At 71.9% G+C, this 18,160-nt stretch carries 21 protein-coding genes; all 21 read right to left on the minus strand.

The features are described 5' to 3' along the window. Positions 1-81: 81 nt before the first annotated feature. Positions 82-969: an AAA family ATPase gene (locus ACWEN0_RS47625; RefSeq protein ID WP_451988360.1), complete on the minus strand. Its 888-nt coding sequence runs from the start codon at positions 967-969 to the stop codon at positions 82-84. A gap of 234 nt (positions 970-1,203) precedes the next feature. Then, on the minus strand, positions 1,204-1,866 hold the full coding sequence (locus ACWEN0_RS47630; protein ID WP_451988361.1) for a hypothetical protein: 663 nt from the start codon (positions 1,864-1,866) through the stop codon (positions 1,204-1,206). A gap of 46 nt (positions 1,867-1,912) precedes the next feature. Next, positions 1,913-2,776 (minus strand): Mom family adenine methylcarbamoylation protein, encoded by an 864-nt coding sequence (locus ACWEN0_RS47635; RefSeq protein WP_451988362.1) that lies wholly within the window; start codon positions 2,774-2,776, stop codon positions 1,913-1,915. Between the two features lie 100 nt (positions 2,777-2,876). Then, positions 2,877-3,779: a hypothetical protein gene (locus ACWEN0_RS47640; protein ID WP_451988363.1), complete on the minus strand. Its 903-nt coding sequence runs from the start codon at positions 3,777-3,779 to the stop codon at positions 2,877-2,879. A gap of 191 nt (positions 3,780-3,970) precedes the next feature. Then, entirely contained in the window at positions 3,971-4,435 is a 465-nt protein-coding gene (locus tag ACWEN0_RS47645) for a hypothetical protein (RefSeq protein ID WP_451988364.1), read from the minus strand. After that, positions 4,432-4,821: a DUF6915 family protein gene (locus ACWEN0_RS47650; protein WP_451988365.1), complete on the minus strand. Its 390-nt coding sequence runs from the start codon at positions 4,819-4,821 to the stop codon at positions 4,432-4,434. Before ACWEN0_RS47650 ends, ACWEN0_RS47645 begins: the two co-directional genes overlap by 4 nt. Positions 4,822-4,922: 101 nt before the next feature. Next, complete coding sequence (locus ACWEN0_RS47655) at positions 4,923-5,252, minus strand: DUF4326 domain-containing protein (RefSeq protein WP_451988366.1); 330 nt, start codon at positions 5,250-5,252, stop codon at positions 4,923-4,925. A 221-nt stretch (positions 5,253-5,473) separates the two neighbouring features. After that, complete coding sequence (locus ACWEN0_RS47660; RefSeq protein ID WP_451988367.1) at positions 5,474-6,145, minus strand: hypothetical protein; 672 nt, start codon at positions 6,143-6,145, stop codon at positions 5,474-5,476. Positions 6,146-6,479: 334 nt separating this feature from the next. Continuing rightward, on the minus strand, positions 6,480-7,961 hold the full coding sequence (locus ACWEN0_RS47665; RefSeq protein ID WP_451988368.1) for an ATP-binding protein: 1,482 nt from the start codon (positions 7,959-7,961) through the stop codon (positions 6,480-6,482). Positions 7,962-8,020: 59 nt separating this feature from the next. Next, a complete protein-coding gene (locus ACWEN0_RS47670) occupies positions 8,021-8,335 on the minus strand; it encodes a hypothetical protein (protein WP_451988369.1) in 315 nt (104 codons plus the stop codon). A gap of 82 nt (positions 8,336-8,417) precedes the next feature. Next, complete coding sequence (locus ACWEN0_RS47675) at positions 8,418-8,972, minus strand: hypothetical protein (RefSeq protein WP_451988370.1); 555 nt, start codon at positions 8,970-8,972, stop codon at positions 8,418-8,420. A gap of 103 nt (positions 8,973-9,075) precedes the next feature. Next, positions 9,076-9,318 (minus strand): hypothetical protein, encoded by a 243-nt coding sequence (locus ACWEN0_RS47680; RefSeq protein WP_451988371.1) that lies wholly within the window; start codon positions 9,316-9,318, stop codon positions 9,076-9,078. A gap of 95 nt (positions 9,319-9,413) precedes the next feature. Next, positions 9,414-9,806, minus strand: coding sequence for a hypothetical protein (locus ACWEN0_RS47685; protein ID WP_451988372.1), 393 nt, complete (start codon positions 9,804-9,806; stop codon positions 9,414-9,416). Between the two features lie 177 nt (positions 9,807-9,983). Further along, positions 9,984-10,382 (minus strand): hypothetical protein, encoded by a 399-nt coding sequence (locus tag ACWEN0_RS47690; protein WP_451988373.1) that lies wholly within the window; start codon positions 10,380-10,382, stop codon positions 9,984-9,986. A gap of 90 nt (positions 10,383-10,472) precedes the next feature. Further along, positions 10,473-12,362 carry a hypothetical protein gene (locus ACWEN0_RS47695; protein ID WP_451988374.1) on the minus strand — a complete coding sequence of 630 codons (1,890 nt, stop codon included), beginning with the start codon at positions 12,360-12,362 and terminating at the stop codon, positions 10,473-10,475. 242 nt (positions 12,363-12,604) lie between these two features. Continuing rightward, complete coding sequence (locus tag ACWEN0_RS47700; protein ID WP_451988375.1) at positions 12,605-13,483, minus strand: deazapurine DNA modification protein DpdA family protein; 879 nt, start codon at positions 13,481-13,483, stop codon at positions 12,605-12,607. A gap of 149 nt (positions 13,484-13,632) precedes the next feature. Next, positions 13,633-14,310, minus strand: a complete 678-nt coding sequence (locus ACWEN0_RS47705; protein WP_451988376.1) for a hypothetical protein — start codon at positions 14,308-14,310, stop codon at positions 13,633-13,635. Between the two features lie 47 nt (positions 14,311-14,357). Further along, positions 14,358-15,746, minus strand: coding sequence for a hypothetical protein (locus ACWEN0_RS47710; protein WP_451988377.1), 1,389 nt, complete (start codon positions 15,744-15,746; stop codon positions 14,358-14,360). Between the two features lie 200 nt (positions 15,747-15,946). Further along, positions 15,947-16,834, minus strand: coding sequence for a hypothetical protein (locus ACWEN0_RS47715; RefSeq protein WP_451988378.1), 888 nt, complete (start codon positions 16,832-16,834; stop codon positions 15,947-15,949). Positions 16,835-16,960: 126 nt separating this feature from the next. Further along, positions 16,961-17,335, minus strand: a complete 375-nt coding sequence (locus ACWEN0_RS47720; RefSeq protein WP_451988379.1) for a hypothetical protein — start codon at positions 17,333-17,335, stop codon at positions 16,961-16,963. A gap of 284 nt (positions 17,336-17,619) precedes the next feature. Next, complete coding sequence (locus tag ACWEN0_RS47725) at positions 17,620-18,132, minus strand: hypothetical protein (protein WP_451988380.1); 513 nt, start codon at positions 18,130-18,132, stop codon at positions 17,620-17,622. Positions 18,133-18,160 lie beyond the last annotated feature (28 nt).

Below are 18,160 nucleotides of genomic sequence, written 5' to 3' on the forward strand. Positions count from 1 at the left end.
CACTCACTTTCAAGACACGGCGAACCGCAGCGGATAAAGGCGCCGGGAATCGGAGAAAGACCGGTTAACTAGACACGGCCATTAAGCGGACACAACGCCGTCGCGGTCGAACAGGTCGATGGGGCCGGTGAGGACGTCCGCCTCGCCGTCCTGCCAGGTGATGCGGGCATCGACGAAGGAGTCGGGGCGTTCGGGCCGTTTGATGTTGAGGTCACCGATCACCCGATCAAACCGCTCCCCCCGGCGCAGCTCGAAGCTGATGGCCCGCAGGTGGTCGAAGTTCAGGTCGTACTTCCGGCTGAATTCGACGACCTCGTCGACCTGGCCCTCGTCGATCCCGGGGACCTGGTCGCGCAGGTAGGTGGCGACGGTCTCGGCCTCGGGGTAGGCGAACCGCATGTGGTAGTGGAACCTACCGGGCCTGTTGAGCATGAACTCGTTGACCCGGCCCAGGTGGTTGACCGAGAGGACGTAGAGGCGCTTTGTCACGCTGAGCCCGTCGAAGAGGCTGAGAAACTGGTTCTGGGCCTCGTCCTCTCCGCTGCTGGCGAAGATCTTCTCGAACTCGTCGAACACGACGACGACCTCACCGAGATCGTCCAAAAAGGACGCCAGCCCCGGGGTCGAGTGCTGGACGAGAATCGTCGGCAGCCCCAGTTTCGTGCGGGCTCGCTCGGCGAGCATCCGGAGCATGAGCGACTTGCCCATGCCCTTGTCGCCGGAGAGGATCACGCCCAGGGACCGGTCCATGGCCTCGTAAGCGCCCGCGATGCGATCCACGCGCTGTGCGTGGGAGCCGTAGACGGTTTCCTCGCCGGGGGCGAGCGGGGTCACCTCGCGCAGGCTGTAGCCGGACATCTTCGAGAAGTCGATGGCGTAGGTCGCCACCGGCAGCCGGTCGTAGGTTCGCACGGAGTCGTCGTAAAGGCGGAACTGGCCGCCGGAGGCAACGATGGTGGAAGCAGGCATGGCCGCTCGCTCTCTCATGTTGGATGGTGTGTGGTGCAGCGACATCACCGCGCCGCAGTCGCTCTCCGTCCCGGCGGGACGGCGCCGGAGGTTGCGGCCGCGGAGGCTGGTGATCTGCGTGCCGGACATCAGGCCGGTGCCGGGCCCGCAGGGGCGGCGGGGGTTCCGGCCCGCGCTTTTCGGGCCGGGTTCATCGCCGCGGACCCGGCGCCGGTCTGATCGGCTTCACGCAGATCACCGGCCCCCGGCCGAACCAGCACGATGTCCACCAGTCCCGTCACCGGCCGGTTCGGGCCACCGGAACGGGCGGCGGTGCGCGGAGTCCCGGCGGCACACCCAGCCGACCGGGGCGAGCATCATCGGCATCGCGCAGCAGTCCGGGAGGTCGAACGGCTCGTCGGACGGGCAGATCGGCCGCCGGCACCTCAGTCCGGTGTGGGCCTCGCCGGTGGGCAGCAGGTCCGCCCAGTCGAGGCGGCGGGCGACGTTGATCGTCTGCTGCCCGCAGTGCGGGCAGCAGCAGCCGCGGCCGCAGCGGCACGACGGCATCCGGGCGATGCCGCCCTGCCCGTCCGGCTCGGCGACCGCGGCGTAGCTCGGCGGCAGCGGGTAAGGGCTCGGGTCGTGGGGCGGCAGGTCGTAGGTTCGGGCCCACAGCCCGCCGGTCGCGGGGTCGGTGAAGATCGAGGCTTCGACCGGGGCGACCGCGGGGATGGTGCGGCCGTAGAACTGGTAGCGGCGGCCGTCGTCCTCGTAGATGATGGCGCGCCGGTCGGCGGTGATCTCGACGGTGCGCAGCTTGCCGATCAACGGCCGCAGCACGGGCCGGTCGCTGTAGGGGATTTCGACGGTCGCCCGGTCCCCGGGCGTGATCGTCGTGCGTGTCCACGCGGGCATGGCGGAGTCCTCCTCGGGAGATGTGGCGGGGTTTCTCCGTGCGGTTTCACGGGGTGGGCGGGAGCGGGAGCTGGAGATCGGGTTTGGGGTAGCGGCCGCTGGCCATGGCGATGACGGTGCGGGTGCGTTCGCCGCGGGTGCGGCCGATCCGCAGGGCGTAGCGGTGGTTGCCGGGATGGCGAACGCGCTGACTGCCGACGTCGTGCAGCGCGGCACGCAGCCAGTCACGGGGGTCGGCGTCGTCGCGGGGCGCGGTGGCGCCGAGGGCGATCAGGCGGGCGACGACGCCGGCGGCGCCGGTCTCGCGGCCGGTGACCTTGGCCTGGGCGCGGGCGGTGAGCACGGTCGCGTCCGGCAGCAGGGTCAGGGTGCGGGCGGTGGATCGGCCCAGGTACTGGAAGTTCAGGGCCTGGTAGACGATCCCGCAGTGACCCGGCTTGATCAGCTCCGGTCCGTGCGGACCCGCGCGGCGGCGCTCGACGGGGTCGGAGAACGCGACCAGCCCGCGCAGGCCGCGTTCGGCGGCGAAGGCGAAGGACTGGGCGCAGAACCAGGATTCGCCGTTGCTCGGGACCGAGTCGTCGAGGCAGAGCCGCGAGATCTCGATGGACTCGTAGTGCGGGGTCAGGGCGGGGAAGACGCCGGTGAGGACCTTGTCGCTCATCGGCACGCCGAAGGCGAGCACGCCGACCAGGCGTGGTTCGCCGGTCGGGGTGCGGGTGTCGAACAGGCCGGTGCGCAGTCGCACCGCGGGCCAGGTGGACGAGTAGTGGTGGCGCAGTGTCCAGGCACGGGCGCGGTGCTCGTCCAACTCGTCGACGACGTAGCGGTCGGGGTCGAAGCCGCCGTCGGCGACCGGTCGCCAGCGGGGTCGACCATCGCGCCACCGCTGGGTCACGGTGGTGGCCATGCCGGTGGTCTCCTCCAAAATCCCAGTTCAGGGCCTATTCCGGGGTGTGCTGGACCGCGTGGCGGACCGGAATGCCCGGTCCGCCATGCGGGTCCACGGGTCAGAGCGGCGCGTCGGGCGGCAGCAGCGGGCTGCTCGGACGGGCCCAGGACGATGTGGGTGCCGGCACGCGGGGTTCGAGCAGGTCGCGGACCAGCGCGGCGGCCGGCGGAGTCAGCACGGCCTCCGCCTGCTCGATCGCGTCGTAGATGGCGTCGCGGTCCGCGGACGTCACGCCGGTGCCAGCGCCCAGGACGACGCAGCTGCTCGTGGGCACGGGACGTCCGTTGAGGAACACCACGACCCCGATCCCCGAAGCCGGGTCGGGGTCGGCGATGACGTCCACGAGCGGATCGGCCTCGCCGGTGTCGGCGTAGTCGGCGAGGGCCCGGCGGATGCCGCGGATGTGGCCGTCCGGGTCGAAATCGCGGTGCGCGTGCCCGAGCTGGAGGTAGTCGATGATCGTGGCCGGGGCGTCCGGGGCGGGTTCGGTGGCGGCCAGCTCGTCGAGCACGGCCGCGTGGTCGGCGATCCAGTCCGCCGCCTGCTCGTCGGTCAGGGCGACCCAGCAGTCCGCGAGCGCGTAACGTCCCTGCTCGTCGGGGTACACCAGGCGCGGCTGGGTCTGCGGTTCCTCCTGCCACGGGTCGTCCTCGATGGCCAGCACCGGGAGGCCGGTGACGTCGGCACGCCAGCTGAACTTGACCTGCGCGTTGCCGTAGTGGGCTTCCAGGACGATGCCGATCCACCGGGCGATGCCGAGGCTGACCAGCAGCTGCTGCTCAACACGGCAGCCGGGGGGCGTCATCGCGATCGCGGCCGGGTCCGGGTCCGGGTCCGGGTCCTTCAGGATTCCGGGAAACGCGGGCCCGAAACCCAAGTGCGCCAACACTTCCTTTCCGGCGGTCTCGCCGTGTTCGTTGCGGGTGGGGTCGTTTTCGCTGGTGCGGGCAGCAGGGGACATCGCCACGTGCGCTCCTGTCAGTACCGAGGTGATGCTCCGCCGGCGGTGGAGCGCGGCCCGTCGGCTCGGCCGGGCGCGTGGGGGCAAGCGCTGTTCTTGCCCCCACGCGGCTGGTCGGGCAGGGTCGGCGCGGTCCACCGCCGGTGAGTTCGCGGCTGTCCCGAAGCGCCTTCGGCCGCAGGCGGAGCCGGTCAGTCGTGGTCGAAGTCCTCGATGTGGAAGCCGTCGCGGGTGGCGGTGACCTGGGCGTGGTCGCCGAAGGAGGCGTGCAGGAAGTCCTCGAAGTGGTCGAGTTCGTCGTCGAGCGTGCGCAGCGCCTGGTACAGGTGCTCGTACTGCGGCCTGACGGTTCCGGAATAGCCGGACCCGCTGCGTCGGTACTCGACCATCTCGCCAGCGCTGATGTACCCGTCTTCGCCGTAGCCTGCGGTGTCGTCGCCCGCGAGCTTGACCTCCACCTGCTGCACCCCGAAGATGCACGGCTCGCCGTCCATGAAGTACGGCGTGAACTGCGACCATCGGACCGCCTCGACGGTCTCCGCCGCCAGAACCGCGTCCAGGAGCGGCAGAAGTTCTTCGCCGGGCTTTTGCTCGGCGCGGGGTTCGACGCTGCCGGAAATCTCTCCGGTGACGGGACGGCCCAGGACGTTGTTCATTTCTTTGCTTCCTTTACTGTGGTGTCGAGCAGTTCTTCCCGGCCGACGAATCGGTGGCGTTTCCCGCCCATCCAGGCTTGGATGTTCATGTTGTTCAGCCAGTCACCGAGCGAAGGGATGTGACCGAGGTCTTCGACGATGTGCCGTTCGGCGATTTCCCTGACGGGGACTTGGATTTCGCCGTGCCGACGCTTGACGGTGATGGTCGTGCCGAACACTTTCTGGCACAGCCACACGCCTTGGGTGTGGTGGTAGAGCGCCCGGTGACGTACGTCCCCGAACGATTCCTTGCTGCCGTCGATGAATTCCTCGATCGGCAGATAATCGGCAGGGTCGCCGCCCCAATGCCGCGCGGCGCTCTGCGCGTGATACCAGCTGTTGGACATGTTTTGCGCAATTCCTTCGCGTAGGTGAAATTGAGTTCATGGGGACGGTTCGGGACGTGGCGGGCCGGGATGGCCCGCCACGCCACGTCCCGGGCGATGGCTCAGAACGGCGCCATGGCGGCGGTGCGCCCGCCGACGGGGAGCGGGGCGTCGCCCCATGGGCTGGGGACGGGCACGCGGGCCGCCAGCCGTGCCAGGACTTCGCCGTGGCAGGAGTGCGGGGCACACCAGCAGCCGAGCGTCTTCTCGCTCAGCTCACCGAGCGCGGCCATCAGGTGCGGCTGCTCGAGCAGCCACTGCTCGTAGAGGTCGATCACCTGCTCGCGGGTGCCGTGCTCGCCGATCTTGAAGGGGTTTCCCCACTGCGAGCCCCGGCCGATGTAGACGTCGTACCGGGCGCGCTTGCAGTGGACGACCAGCGGATGTGCCAACGTGCGCTCCTTCTCCTGCGGATTCCGGATCGCCCGCCGGGCGTGGACTTCGCCGAGCGGGCTGTCGATCTGAGCGCCGGGAATCAGGCCGCGGCCGGGCCCGCAGGGGCGGCGGGGGTTCCGGCCCGCGGGTTTCGGGCCGGGTTCATCGCCGCGGACCCGGACGCGGTCTGATCGGCTTCGCGCGGATCGACAAGCCCGCCCAAGGAATCCGTGACCGGTCAGACCTCGATGGCGAGCTGCCCGACCGGGGCGTAGACGCAGCTGACTTCCTCGCCGTGGTGGCGGCCGTGGCAGTCGATGTCGCCGAGCCGGCGATCGGCCATGGACAGCTGGCGGCGGGCGAACCGCTCGTGGTCGTCGATGAGGGAGTGCTCCAGCGCTTCGTGGTGGCGGCTGGACTCGGCGAGTTCGTCGAACTGGGGGAGCCCGGCGGCCTGGTACATCCGCATGTACAGGCCGGTGGCCGCGGAGGTGAGCGGTGCCAGCAGGCTGGTGTTGAGCATCGCGCAGCAGATTTCGGCAGCAGTGCCCGGACGGGTGTCCTCGCCGGCGGCGACGCGGTCGAGGATTTCGCGGCAGTGCGCCCGGTAGACGCGCTCGTAGGACATGCGCTCCAGGCCCGAGTTGGGAACGAGCAGGCTGAAGCTGTGCCAGATCTGGCTGGCCTGCCGCGGGTGCCGGGCCTGGGCGGCGGCGATTTCCTCCTCGGCCCACTCCATGCGCTCGAACGCGCCGGCCATGACCGCGAAGATCCCGTTGGCGTCGTCGCCGAGCAGAGCGCCGGCGGCGGTGATCAGGTCGGCGGGCAGCGCCGATGCGGTGTCGGGCTCGGCAGTGGGAGACGTGTCGAGGTCGGCGGTGGCGTGCGGGGCGAGTTCGGTGGTGGTCATCGCGGAAGTCCCTTCCGGGTTCGGGGAATCGGTCTCCCCGCCGCCCGGTCCGGCCGACGCCGTGCACCCCGGGTGGTGGGGCGCACTCGTCTGGCGCCGGCCGCGGGGAAAGGGGGCAAGCCCTGCTTTTCGGGCTTGCCCCCGACCCGCGGCCGGGGCAGAGTGCGGCCGCCCCACCACCCGGGGCATGGCGTCGCATGTCGCATCCGCGCTGTTCAGCGCTTGTTTTCGGGTCAGCGCAGGCCGTAGCCGATCAGGGCGTCGCCGAGGTCGGCGGGGGTGCGCGCGTACAGCTCCCGGAAGGGCGGGATCAACGCGCTGGACGGTCCGGGCATCACCGCACTCGCGTCCGCGGGGTGCCGACGTCGAGTCCCTGTCGCAGCGCGAGGGCCTGCTCGACGTGGTCGCGACCCGGGTAGTCGGCGCCGTCGAGGTCGGCCAGCGTCCAGGCGAGCCGCACGGCGAGGTCGCCGCGGCGGGTCAGGCCGCTGGCGTGCTGGGCTCGCCGGACGTGGTCGGCGGCGATGGCGGTGCCCGCGTCCATGTGCAGCATGTCGTGCGACACCAGTGCGTTGGTGACCGTCGGCCCGAGACTCCATCGGTCCGCCGCGCGAACGCGCGCGGCGGCGACCTGGGCGCGGGTTCGGGTCAACAGCCGGGCGACGCCGGCGCTGTCGTGGGCCCGCGGGTCGGCGCTGATCATGGTGTGGTCGGCGGTGATCTGGATGTCGAACAGGTCGCGCAACGCCAGCGACAGCCGCCATCGCCGGGAGCCGGTTGCGCGGATGCAGGTGGCGAGCAGCTGGAACGCGGCGGGGTAGCGGTGGAGCCGCCCGGCCTGGTTGATCCGGATCGCCCGCTCGAGCAGCACCGCGCGCAGCGCGTCCTGCGCGCGGGCGCTGAACTCGTTCAGCTCGGTGAACAGGACACCGTGGTGGGCCTGGCTCACCCGGCCCGGTGCGTGGCCGCCGAGCAGCGTCGCCTGCGGTTCACTGTGGTGGGTGATCACCATCGGCGGGGTGGAGACCAGGAGGGCGCCGTCTTCGCGCGGGCCGATCAGGGACTGGATCGCGGCCTGCTCGAGCTGCTGGTCCGGGGTGAGGTCGGGCAGCAGGGCGTGCAGCCAGGACGCGATCGCCATCGTGCCCGCGTCGGTGCAGACGTCGGCGAGCAGGTGGTGCCCGCCGGCGGCGGCGATCGTGACCGCGCGCAGCGCCGCCGGGGTCAGCGCGGTCATCGGCGCGGGCTGGCGCGCGAGCACCGGCTCGATCGGGGTGCTCGGGCGGTGCAGGGCGGTGTTGTCGCCGCGCAGCCAGTCGGCGATGTCGGCGAGGGTGTGCGCGCCGAGCACGTCGAGCCGGTCGACGAGCGCGGCTTCGCCGAGGGCGGCGGCGGGCACGATGACCCGGCGGAGGCCGTGCGCGCGGGCGGCCTGGACCGCGGGCAGCGTTCCGCGCGTCGGGCGGAGGCTGCCGTCCAGGCCGACCTCGCCGAGCACCGCGGTGCCGGTCATCCGCTGCTCGGCGTTCGGCATGTCCTCGGCGAGCGACGCGGTGGCGATGAACGCCGCGACGGCGCTGGCGGCCGCGGGCGGCGGCGCGGACGCCGTCTCGTCGACGTGCACCACGACGCGGTAGTCGCGGTTGGGCTGCCCGGAGTTGGCCAGGGCCGCGTGCATCCGGTCGCGCAGCTCGGGGTCGTCGCGGCGGTGCGGACCGGCCAGGACGATGCCGGGCGGGCCGTCGACGACGGTCGCGGTGATGGTCAATGGGTGGCCGGTCAGGCCGTGCAGGGCCACGGTCGAGACGGTGGGCATGGAGGGCTCCCTTCGGAGACGTGGAGTCGTGGAGGGCGCGTGAACAGCGCTGATGCGGGTCAGGCGCGGGCGATGGCGAGGCTGCTGGGTCCGCCGTACTTGGGGTCGACCTCGCGGTAGCAGCCGCGGCACACCACGCCGGTGGCCGACTCGGCGCCCTTGCCGCTGGCGTGGCAGCACGGGGTGAGCGGGATCAGGTACTCGGTGCCGTCCTCGTGGTGGATCGGGTGATCCGGTTCGCCGAGCGGGACCAGCAGGTCGCCGTCGGCGTCGACGCCGCGGACGCGGTCGGCGAACACGGCGTGGACCGTGAGGTGCCGGCCGTCGGCGAGGGCGATGTCCGCCACGTCGGCGGGATCGGTGGGACGGGGCATGGTCAGCGCCTTTCCTGGGGTTCGGGGTGGGCAGGACGCGCCGCGCCGCCGGGGCAGGGCGGGACCGCGGTGATCGGCGTGCTCACCGCTCCCACTCCTCGAAGTCGTCGGCGGCGACGTGCAGCGCGGTTCCTGCCGGCAGGCTCTCGTTGCCGATGGCCACGAACGGGCCGTGCATCCCCGCGGTGACGGTGATCGCCAGGCCGATCGCGTCGAGGCGGTAGGTCAGCGGCGAGTGCTGCCCGCCGTCGGGGTACTCGTCGAACACCCGCAAGGTGGCCATGCGCCGGTCGACGCGCTCCGGTTCGCGGCCGTAGACCTGGCGTTCGACGATCTCGAAACCGTCGCCGTCGGTGCCGCCGTCGGTGAGTGGTCCGGAGAACTGCGGGACGCCGTAGAACTGCGAGACGACGGCAGAGTCGGACAAGCTCTTCGGGGTGGTGGACGCCTGCATCCGGGTCGTCCAGTTGTCGCGGACGTCGTTGGCCAGCGCGTGCAGCGCGTCGTCGTAGCCGAAATACACCTCGGTCTTGTCGCCGTAGCGGTTCCAGGTGTGCAGCAGCCACACGGTCGTGCCGATTTCCGGGGTGCTGCTCGGCGCGGCGGGCCGCCGGGCGAGGAAGGTGGACGTGGACATGGGCGTGGATTCCTGTTCGCTCGGTTTCTGTTGGGGCGCAACGGGTGTGGTCGGTTCCCGTGCGCGTGGCGCGGTCGGGCGGGTCTGCTGGGGATTCGGTCGGTCAGGGCGCGGAGAGGATGCCGAGCACGACGGCGGCGTCGGCCAGCAGCAGCCGGAGCGCGTCGCCGGCCTCGTGTTCGGTCTCGAACGCCTTGTTGCTCAGCAGCCGGTGCTGGTCGTAGTCGGGGTAGTCGAAGTCCTGCACGCAGATCACGCACGGTCGCCCGTCACGCCCGAGGTAGAGGCGGTAGTGCACGGCGGGGTTGTGCTGGTGCCGTTCGGATTCGGGGTCGTAGCTCAGCATCGAGTGGCCTTCCGAAGTGACGAGTTTCGAGGGGTTGGCACCGCCGGGCGCCGCAGGTGCGGCGGCCGGCGGCGCGCGGGACGGTGGTGCGGCGGTCAGCCGGGTAGTGAGGCGGCGTAGCGCCGGGCGCCGTCGTCGATGGCGATGCCGCCGCCATTCATCGCGACGGGCTGGATGCCGCGGCCGGCGAGCAGCCCGGCTTCGTCCGGGTCGGCGGCGTAGTCCCAGCCTTCGCGGTGGCGGACCTCGGCGTAGATGTGGTCGTGGCCGTGCTCGCAGGTGTGGCCACGGCCCTCGGGCAGGAACCAGGCCAGCCCGCCGCATTCGACGGTGTACTGCTCGCCGTCCTCGGGGTTGGTGTGCGCGGTCAGCCAGTCACAGGTCCAGGTTTCCTCGGCCAGGAAGCAGGCGCGGACCGCGTCGGCGCTGGCGTGTGCGGCTGGTTCGCCGTCGGCGTGACGCCGCCGGTTTCCGCAGTTCACAGGCATGGGGTTCTCCCGTCGGGTGGTGGCGCGTGGACGGGAAGGGCGCAGCGGGAGCGCCGTCGTGCGGAAAGGGGGCGAAGCCTCGCGCAGCGACGCCGGTAGGCGCCCTTGGAGTTCGGCGGCGCTCCCGCTGGCATGGGCCGTCCGCGCGGCACCGACGGGTGATCCCGGCTGCCCTCCTCACCTCCAGGTTCGGTCGCCAGCCATCCGCGCGGCGAACGTCAGCGGCCGGGGTGCGTAGTGGCGGGCGTAGGTTTCCTCGACTCGGGCCAGGCGTTCGGGGGTGTCGAACGGGCCGGGGTGGGCAAAGCGCTGCGGGTAGAGCTGGTGGGCGATCAGCAGCTGGACGTAGCCCTGGGCGACCCAGTACCGGCACCTGGCGCGGCGGACCGGTTCGCTGTCGAGGTCGGCCTGGGTCAGGCGCCGGACTTTGCGGATGTCTCCGGCCGGGTCGCCGGCGATCTGGCGCGCGAGGAACGGGATGGCGCGGTCGGCGACGGACTTGATGATCTCGGCGACGTCGCGCGGAACGCCGGTGGCGGGCTGATCAGCGCAGGGCGGGGTGCGGATGGTTGGCACGGTCGAGATCCCTTCGTCGGGCGGCGGGCTGAAGGAGGCCAGGCCCGCGCCGGGGGAAGTCGGCGCGGGCCTGGCCAGCCGGGGCGGCGATCACGCCGCGGGGGTGTCGTCCTCTTCGCGGTCCGCGTCGCCGGCGGTGTCGCGGTCGGCGGCGGGTTCGGTGTCGGGGGCGAGGTGGGGCCACCGGTCGTGGTCGAGGTCGGGGTTGTTGATCAACTGCTCGACGTGCTCGAGCGGGTATCCGAGGGCGTCGAGCAGCTCGAAGTAGAAGCGGGAGTCGTCGCTGGGGCGTCGCCAGCTGGCGTCGGCGCTCTTGTCGGTGTAGGCGCGGTCCCAGTGCTCCTCGCAGGCGCCGATGACCTGGGCGAGGCGGATGAGCACGGCCTGGGTCTCCGTGCAGGTCTTCTTCCGCAGGTGCACGACGAGCGGGTTGGTCTCGCGCTTGTGGCCCTCGGGTTCGGCGAGCTTGAGCAGCGTGCAGGCGTAGCGGTGCGCCGGCGCGGCCTCCTCGAGGACGTCCGCGGCCAGCACCGGGGCGAGCGCCAGCCAGTGGTGCACGCGGGCCGGCAGGTCGGCGGGCTTCTTCTTCCGCCACCCGATGAAGAACGTGACCAGCCACGCCCGACGGGCGGCCTTGGCCTCGCGCCACAGCTTGTTGTTCACGCCGGCGCGCTTGACCTCCCCGGCCCGGAACGCGGCGTCGCGCTCGGGCTGGGCAGCCAGCGAGGTCCGCGGCAGGTGCCCGTGCGCTGCGGGGTCGGTGCAGACGTAGACGACGTCCACGTCCAGCGTGTACGGATCGGTCTCGACGTAGGCGGCGTGGCCGGGGCATCCGGCGTGGTCCTCGACGGTCAGCGTGTGCTCGGCCGCCTCGTCGCCGAACAGGTCGTCCAGGTCGGTGACAGCCTCGGCGTCGGGGTCGGCGATCGGGACGCCGGCGGCGGACAGCTGCGCCTGGGCGGCCGCAGTTTTCACCGCGACGATGGTGTGGTGGCCGTGCGCGGCGTAGTCCGTGCAGAACTCGGTGACCTCGACCTCCATGTAGTGGTCGACCTCGACGGCGACCGCGCGGCCGGGGCAGTCGGCGTGGTCGGCCGGTTCCAGTGGCGCCGGGTTCTCGCCGGTGCAGAGCTCGTCGAGCCGGAGACTGCCCTCGGGCGGGTCCTGCTCGTCGGAGATAAGGGCGTAGCCCTGCTCGACGAGCCGCGCTGCTTCCTCGGCCTGCATGGCCCGCCGCTGGCGGTTTTTGCGGACCTGGTCGGCCTTCCACTCGAAGTTGCGGGGGTTGTGGGCCAGGAACTCGAGCAGCACCTGGTGGTCCTGCTCGTTGTCGGCGAACTCGAGCAGCGGCACCAGGTCCATCAGGTCGGTGTCGGGCAGGGCCTCGCTGGCGGCGCGGGTGCGCGGAGCGGCGGCGACCGCGCGTCCGGCGCGGACCCGCTCGACCGGGCGGGTGAGCGCCTGGGCGATCTGGGCGTCGTCGTCCAGGCCGGCCAGCGCCAGCTGCTCGTAGAGCCCGGCTTCCTCGGCCTGGGTGTAGCCCTCGCGATGGATGTTCTCGATGCCCTGGGCGACCAGGACGTCCTTGCGGCTGGTGCCCGGCGCGTGCACGAGGAGCGAGACGGTCAGCTCGGGGTTCTCCACCTCCCGCACCGCGACCGCGGCGGCGCTGCGGTGGAATCCCACCAGGACGTCGGGCTCGCCGTCGGGGTCGAGGACGACGTTGATGATCGAGATCTTCGGGTCGACCCCGTGCTCGGCGATCGAGGCAACCAGGTCGGGGCGGCGCTCGCGGATGTTGCCGACGATGCGGGAGTTGCCGCCGGTGCGCAGTCGGCGCGGGTCTACGCCGTGCAGGACGTACGGGTAGGTGACCTGCTCGGCGACGTCGGCCGTCGGCCCGGCGACGTCCACGGCCGCGGTCATCGCTTCGGTGTCGCCGTCGATGGCGGTGTCGCGTTCGGCGAGGTTCGTGGTCATCGGGATGCCCCAATCCAAGGTGTTGCGGGCATGGCTCTGCCCTGGCGTGAATGCGGAAATGTGTTGTCGGGAAAGGGAAAGCGGAGCCATTGCCGGGGTGGTGTGCCGTCCGGCCTGGTCCGGTGGTGCGCCCGCCGCCCGGCTCCGCCGGGGCTGGGGTGTCCAGCGCTTTTTGCTGGACGCCCCGGGCTCGGCGGTGCACGCTGCGCGGCGCCCCACCGGGCCGGCGTCGCCCGCCGGTCTTATCCGCGGGCGGGGGTGTAGTTCTCCGAGGCGCGGATCGCGGCGATGACGTCTTCGCGCCAGCGGATGGCCCAGCGGGGGCAGTTGTTGCAGGGCCCGGCGTGGCGGCAGCCGGGCAGCCGCAGGTTGGTGACCCTGGCATGCTGCGACCAGGCGAGGCTGTCCGCGGACACGAAGTGCTGGGCGTAGGCGCGCAGCGCGCTCGTTTTCAGGCCGAACCCGTGCAGCCGGTAGCCGCGGCGGGCGAAGTGCCCAGCGATGGCGCCGATGGGTTTGACAGAGCCCCGACGGCACACCGAGCCGAGTCCGACGTAACGCTGGGCGGCGAGGTCGACGCCGGCTTGGCGGTACATCGCGTCGTGCCGCTCGTAGTCCTCGGGCGCCCAGCCTTGGAGGACGGGCATCCATGGGGCGTGCGGGAATTCGCGGGCCAGGTAGAGGTAGGACTCCAGGGTCCATTCCTGGTGCTCGAGCACCGACGCTCCGGAGCGGGCGACCACGTCGGGTTCGCACGGCATGTCAAGGGGCGCAACGAATTCCGGGTATCCGCAGTCGGACATGAGCCGGTAGACCATGCCGCCGTAGGTGTCCTCGTTCCATCGCCATTCGCCGTGGTCGCGGATCTCGGTGTAGGCGCCGCTGTCGATGGCGAACGGGATGCCGGCGATCGGCATGCCGCGCCCGCCGGGGACGTAGGCGGCGAGGGTGTGCGCGGACACGCACAGCGGCACCGGCGAGTGCGCCAGCCACCAGGGCCGGTGCGTCCCGACGAAAAACAGGAGCCGGCGCGCCGGGTCGCGCAGGCGCTGCGACTGCGTCCAGGGCGTGATGGTGATGTCGTGCAGCGACGGCCACTTTCCGCGAGCGTGGGCGGACATCCGGGTTTCTCCTTCCTGATCAGGGCCGGGCCGGGCGGCGCGGCCGGACACGGGCGGCAGCCCGGTCGGGCCGCCCGGCTCCGGGCGGAAGGGGCCTGGTCAGGTCAGGCAGGACTGACGGGAAGGAATGCCGGATCGGGGAGCGCGGATCAGGGCGCGGGGGAGCGGTAGACGTCGGTGCGCCAGAGCTGCGAGGTCTCATCCAGCTGCATCCAGTCCTCGGCGCGCTGGAATCCCTGTTCGGCCAGCACCGTGTCGACCTCGGCGGCGGTGACGGGCGCGGGCAGGATCAGGTCGCCGCCGCACGGGCGGCCCTCGACGACGACGATCTCGTCGTGGCGGCGATTCCAGTGCGTGGCGAACCGGTCCGGCTCGACGACGGTCCCGCCGGGCATAGCGGCGATCGCGGTCAGCCACGGCACGCCGAGGTTGTTCTGCCGGACGTGGTCGGGTTCGTTGTCCCATCGCAGAATCTGGGACTGGGTGAACGTCGGGTCGCCGGAGGTGTCGCAGTCGGTGGCGAACAAGCCGAGTCCGGGCACGTGGGTGCAGGCCGTGCCGAGCCATTCGTAGGCGGGTTCCTCGTAGACGGTGAACGCGGCCTCGGGCGCGTGCTTGATCAGTTCGTCGGCCAGGTCGGTGGCGCTGCCGCACCGGATCTCGGTGCCGCAGTACCACTCGCCCAAGGTCAGGGTCGCGCCGTTCGCGGTGTCCTCGTCCTCGGCTTCGTCGGTGAAGCCGTACTCGGCGAAGGTGTCGAGCACGCGCCGCACGCGGTGCGGCGGGCAGGCGTGGATGGTGGCGGCGCCAGAAGTCCAGTCGCCCATGACGGGTCATCTCCTCTCGCACGTGTGTGCGCAGGTCAAAGGGGGTTTCAGACGGTGAGGTGGAGCTGGGCGGCCGCGGCCCAGGCAGCCGGGAACGCGGGGCCGGTTTTCGCGCGGGCGGTGGCCGGCGCGAGGGTGAGGAACTGCTCGGCGGTCGGCGTGCCGTCGGCGAGCAGCTGCGGCTCGCGGCGGCGGAGCCAGGCGCGGGGATGGATGTCGTCCGGGAAGGCCGGGTCGCCGACGGTCACCGCAACGCCGGCGCGGCGGGCGCGCTGGTCGAGCCGGGCGCGCATCTGCGCGGCCGCGCCGACGTCGAGGATGCGGACCGAGCGGGCGTGGTTGGCCCGGCCGTCGGTGCGGGGCGAGAGCGTGCGGCGCACGTCGTAGACCGCCCACGGCAGCCCGGCAAGCCGCTGCTCGAATGCGGCGAGCACCGCGGCCGTACCGGGGGATGCCCGCAGCAGCGACAGCAGCCGTTGCCCCTTGAGCAGCCCTTGCGTGGCGTTCAGCGCGGTGGCGACGAACTCCATCGCCAGGGCGAGCACGCCGGCGTCCGGCTCGTCGACGAACCGCGCCACCGTCTCCACCCTGCCCGCGGCGTTCGCTAATGCAAATGGACAGTACGTGCAGGCGCTCTTCAACCAGGTCTCGACGCCGAAGGTCTCGCGCAGGAACGCCTGGGCGCGGGCGCGGTCCCAGCCGCCGTCCCACTCGCGCAGCGGGTATTCGCCGGTGCGCAGCGCGGTGTTGTAGCGGGCGTCGCGTTCGGCGCGGCGGGCCTCGCCCAGCTCGTAGCCCATGACGTGCCGGTAGGGCTGGCCCTGGGTGAGCTCGGCGATGACCGTGTCCAGCGGCCACGCCTTGAAGTGCTGGGAGCACAGGCGATCGCCGGTGGTCTGCGGGACGGTCGCGCCGTCGAACATCTCGTGCGCCAGCGTCCAGGCGCCGACCAGGTGCAGCCGGTCCGGACGGCGGGTGTCGGACAGGATGTCGACGCCGTCGGCCTGGCGCGGGCCGCGGCGGGCGACCTGGAGATAGCGCACCCCGGCGGCCGCCATGCGCGGCAGCAGGTGCTCTTCGACCAGGCGGCGGGTGCCCGGCCACTCCTGCCCGGTCATCCCGGTGATCACCGCGAGCTGGTGGAGCGGGAAGTCGCGGCTGTCGGGGTCGGTGAGCCAGCGGGCGAGGATCGCCGAGGAATCGGCTCCAAGGCCGAACCCGAGCACCACCTTCGGCGGGGGCTCGCCGCGGACCGAGGCCAGCGGTCGCGCCCCGGCTGGCGGGGACGCCGGGCGCAGCAGGCCGAGTGCGGCCTGCGCCTGGTGGACGGCCTGCTGCGCGACCTGCTCGGGCACGCGGTCACCGAGCGGGTCGGTCAGCGGCGGGAGTAAGGCGACCGGGGCCGGCGTGCCGGTGATGGTGGTGGGCGTGCTCATGGATCGGTGCCTCTCGTGCTCGGTTTCGGGTGCGGCGGCGCGCGGGTGGTCGGTCCGTGCGCGGCCGCGGGAAGGGGTTCCGGTCGTGGCCGGTGCCGGGCAGCGCGAAGGCCCGGCACCGGTTCGCGGGAACCAGGGCCGGGCCTTCGGGGTCGTGCCGTCGCGCGACCGGTCACCGCCGGGACGGGATCGGTGACTGGTCAGTCCAGGCGGACGAGACTGCGGCAGCGGAGGGCGGCGTGGATGGTGCCGGACTCCTCGAGGGAGCCATGGTTCCACCGCTCGAACGCGATGACGCTCCGCCGGCTGCGGCAGCGGCACCATGTGGTGGTCTCGACCGCACCGACGTGGTCGCCGACGAGGGTGAAGCGCGCGGCGGGGGTGCCGAACAGGTGCAGGTCGTCGTCGAACGGCACGTCGATGTTGTAGATGTCCGGGGCGTCCAGCTCGGTGGCCAGTTCACCGGCCCGGCGGGCGCGGTCGGCGATCTGCTCCGAGTTCAGCGGGGCCGGTCCGAGCAGGCGGACCCAGTCCTCGCCGTTGAACATCTGCCAGTAGGCGCCCTCGTCGAGGCGTTCGGCGGGGTCTGCGGCCAGCCGGGCGGCCAGTTGTTCGCGGCCGTCCCGGCGGGTGACGATCCGCGTGTAGGCCAAGGGTGCGCCGCGGTACGGGCCCCAGCTCGCCGCGGTGCGCGGGAGGTAGCTGCGAACGAGGAACTGGTCGTGGGCGCGCATCTCGGTCACGAGGCGGGCGGTTTCGGCCTCGTTGATGATCTCGTCGAGCAGGGTTTCCATGCCCTCGACGCGGTCGGCCAGCGGCTCGCCGTCCTGGCGGCTGTGCTGGAGAAACTGCTCGAGCTGACGGTTGCCGAACCGGGTGTGGTCGTAGGCGTAGAACATCGTCGGCCCGCCGCAGCCCTCGTTGGCGATGCGCCCGACCACGCCGAGGTCGGGGTGGATGAGCTCGGCGCTGTAGGCGACGCCGCGGCCGGTCTCCAGCTCGTTGAACCCGCTGATGGTGAAGGCGTAGGGGGCGTCGATGCCGGTGTGCGTCCAGCGGCTGCGGGATTCGATGACGGTGGCGCTCACGGGGTGCTTCCTCCTCGTGATCGGGAAATCGGGCCGGTGAACTGGCCCTGGACAGCGCGAAGGCCCGGCGCCGGTCCGTAGGGGAACCGAGGTCGGGCCTTCGCGTGGATGAGGTGGGGAGCCGGGTCAGGAGCGGGTGACCTTGCAGCAGCTCAGCGGCACGCCGGACAGGTCGTAGGTGTCGCGGCCAGCGAGGAAGCCGTACTTGCCGGAGGAGAACGCCAGCGTGCTGGTCGACGCCTTGTCGAGGGTGATCGTCGCGTGCCGCTTGCCGCGGCCGTTGACGATCTCCTTCACGACGCCGGACAGGCCGTTGAGGTACTTCGGCGAGATGTCGGCGATGGTGACCGTGGCCTGTTCGGTGACCGCGGCCGCGGCCTTTTCCCGCAGGATGCCGCGGCGGGACTTCATCGCCTGGGCGATGCCGTCGAGGTCGTTCTCGTCGGCGCGCTCCAGCACGAATCCGACGACGTCGGGCAGCTCCAGGGTTGCGGTGGACATGCGGAAACTCCTTATGAGGCTGGGAAATCGGGGGAAGTGATCCGCCGTGTCCGTGCTGTTTTCGCCGAACACGGCGGTGCGTCCCGCTGCGGCGGGGGCGCGCTCGGTGGGCACCGACGCGCCGGTGGGGGCAAGCCACGCTTTTCGGCTTGCCCCCACCGGGGTGGTGGTGCAGAGTGCGTCGCCCCCGCCGGCCGCGGGCGCAGCGCGAGCTCCTGGGCCCGCGATGAAAAGGGGGACGGCCGGCGCCGGGCCGGGCCGCGGTGCCCGACCCGGCGGGCTGGTCAGGAGCTGGCCCAGCCGAAGAACAGCCAGCCGGTCACCTCGAGCGATCCCGTGGTGGTGACGGTGGCGGTGGTGTTCTCGTCGACGTCGACGAGGCCGCCGGCGCGGAGGCGGTAGTTGGCGAGGGTCGCGCTGGTGACGATCTCGCCCTTGCCGAGGCTGCCTTCGGCCGCGGCGAGGGCCGCGGTCCGCTGGTCCGGGTAGCCCCCGGCGCGCACCGGCACGGGCAGCCCGGTCAGTTCGCGGTAGTGGCCGCGGACGGCGATGGCGCCGGCCGGGCCCCACTTGTCGTCGATCCGTTCGTCGCACGCGTGGATCAGCTTGTCCGCCAGGGCTTCGGCGTCGCTTTCGGTGCGGGGTTCGCTGTCGATGACGACGTAGGAGTCCTTCTCGGCGATGGAGCCGGTGTAGCCGGCGTGGCCGTAGTCGTACTGGGCCTGCTCGACGGCTGCGCGGAACGCGGCCGCGACGTCGGTGCCTTCGGCGTAGGTGGTGAAGACTTCTCCGCCCATGAGCGGTTCTCCTCAGCTGCTAGAACGA

The organism is Amycolatopsis sp. NPDC004378 (genome assembly GCF_053602455.1).

What these genes read in the sequence shown, in the direction of transcription:
- ACWEN0_RS47625 (WP_451988360.1), bottom strand. Translation starts at nt 969, where the DNA reads ATGCCTGCTTCCACCATCGTTGCCTCCGGCGGCCAGTTCCGCCTTTAC.
- ACWEN0_RS47630 (WP_451988361.1), bottom strand. Translation starts at nt 1,866, where the DNA reads ATGCCCGCGTGGACACGCACGACGATCACGCCCGGGGACCGGGCGACC.
- ACWEN0_RS47635 (WP_451988362.1), bottom strand. Translation starts at nt 2,776, where the DNA reads ATGGCCACCACCGTGACCCAGCGGTGGCGCGATGGTCGACCCCGCTGG.
- ACWEN0_RS47640 (WP_451988363.1), bottom strand. Translation starts at nt 3,779, where the DNA reads ATGTCCCCTGCTGCCCGCACCAGCGAAAACGACCCCACCCGCAACGAA.
- ACWEN0_RS47645 (WP_451988364.1), bottom strand. Translation starts at nt 4,435, where the DNA reads ATGAACAACGTCCTGGGCCGTCCCGTCACCGGAGAGATTTCCGGCAGC.
- ACWEN0_RS47650 (WP_451988365.1), bottom strand. Translation starts at nt 4,821, where the DNA reads ATGTCCAACAGCTGGTATCACGCGCAGAGCGCCGCGCGGCATTGGGGC.
- ACWEN0_RS47660 (WP_451988367.1), bottom strand. Translation starts at nt 6,145, where the DNA reads ATGACCACCACCGAACTCGCCCCGCACGCCACCGCCGACCTCGACACG.
- ACWEN0_RS47665 (WP_451988368.1), bottom strand. Translation starts at nt 7,961, where the DNA reads ATGCCCACCGTCTCGACCGTGGCCCTGCACGGCCTGACCGGCCACCCA.
- ACWEN0_RS47670 (WP_451988369.1), bottom strand. Translation starts at nt 8,335, where the DNA reads ATGCCCCGTCCCACCGATCCCGCCGACGTGGCGGACATCGCCCTCGCC.
- ACWEN0_RS47675 (WP_451988370.1), bottom strand. Translation starts at nt 8,972, where the DNA reads ATGTCCACGTCCACCTTCCTCGCCCGGCGGCCCGCCGCGCCGAGCAGC.
- ACWEN0_RS47680 (WP_451988371.1), bottom strand. Translation starts at nt 9,318, where the DNA reads ATGCTGAGCTACGACCCCGAATCCGAACGGCACCAGCACAACCCCGCC.
- ACWEN0_RS47685 (WP_451988372.1), bottom strand. Translation starts at nt 9,806, where the DNA reads ATGCCTGTGAACTGCGGAAACCGGCGGCGTCACGCCGACGGCGAACCA.
- ACWEN0_RS47695 (WP_451988374.1), bottom strand. Translation starts at nt 12,362, where the DNA reads ATGACCACGAACCTCGCCGAACGCGACACCGCCATCGACGGCGACACC.
- ACWEN0_RS47700 (WP_451988375.1), bottom strand. Translation starts at nt 13,483, where the DNA reads ATGTCCGCCCACGCTCGCGGAAAGTGGCCGTCGCTGCACGACATCACC.
- ACWEN0_RS47705 (WP_451988376.1), bottom strand. Translation starts at nt 14,310, where the DNA reads ATGGGCGACTGGACTTCTGGCGCCGCCACCATCCACGCCTGCCCGCCG.
- ACWEN0_RS47710 (WP_451988377.1), bottom strand. Translation starts at nt 15,746, where the DNA reads ATGAGCACGCCCACCACCATCACCGGCACGCCGGCCCCGGTCGCCTTA.
- ACWEN0_RS47720 (WP_451988379.1), bottom strand. Translation starts at nt 17,335, where the DNA reads ATGTCCACCGCAACCCTGGAGCTGCCCGACGTCGTCGGATTCGTGCTG.
- ACWEN0_RS47725 (WP_451988380.1), bottom strand. Translation starts at nt 18,132, where the DNA reads ATGGGCGGAGAAGTCTTCACCACCTACGCCGAAGGCACCGACGTCGCG.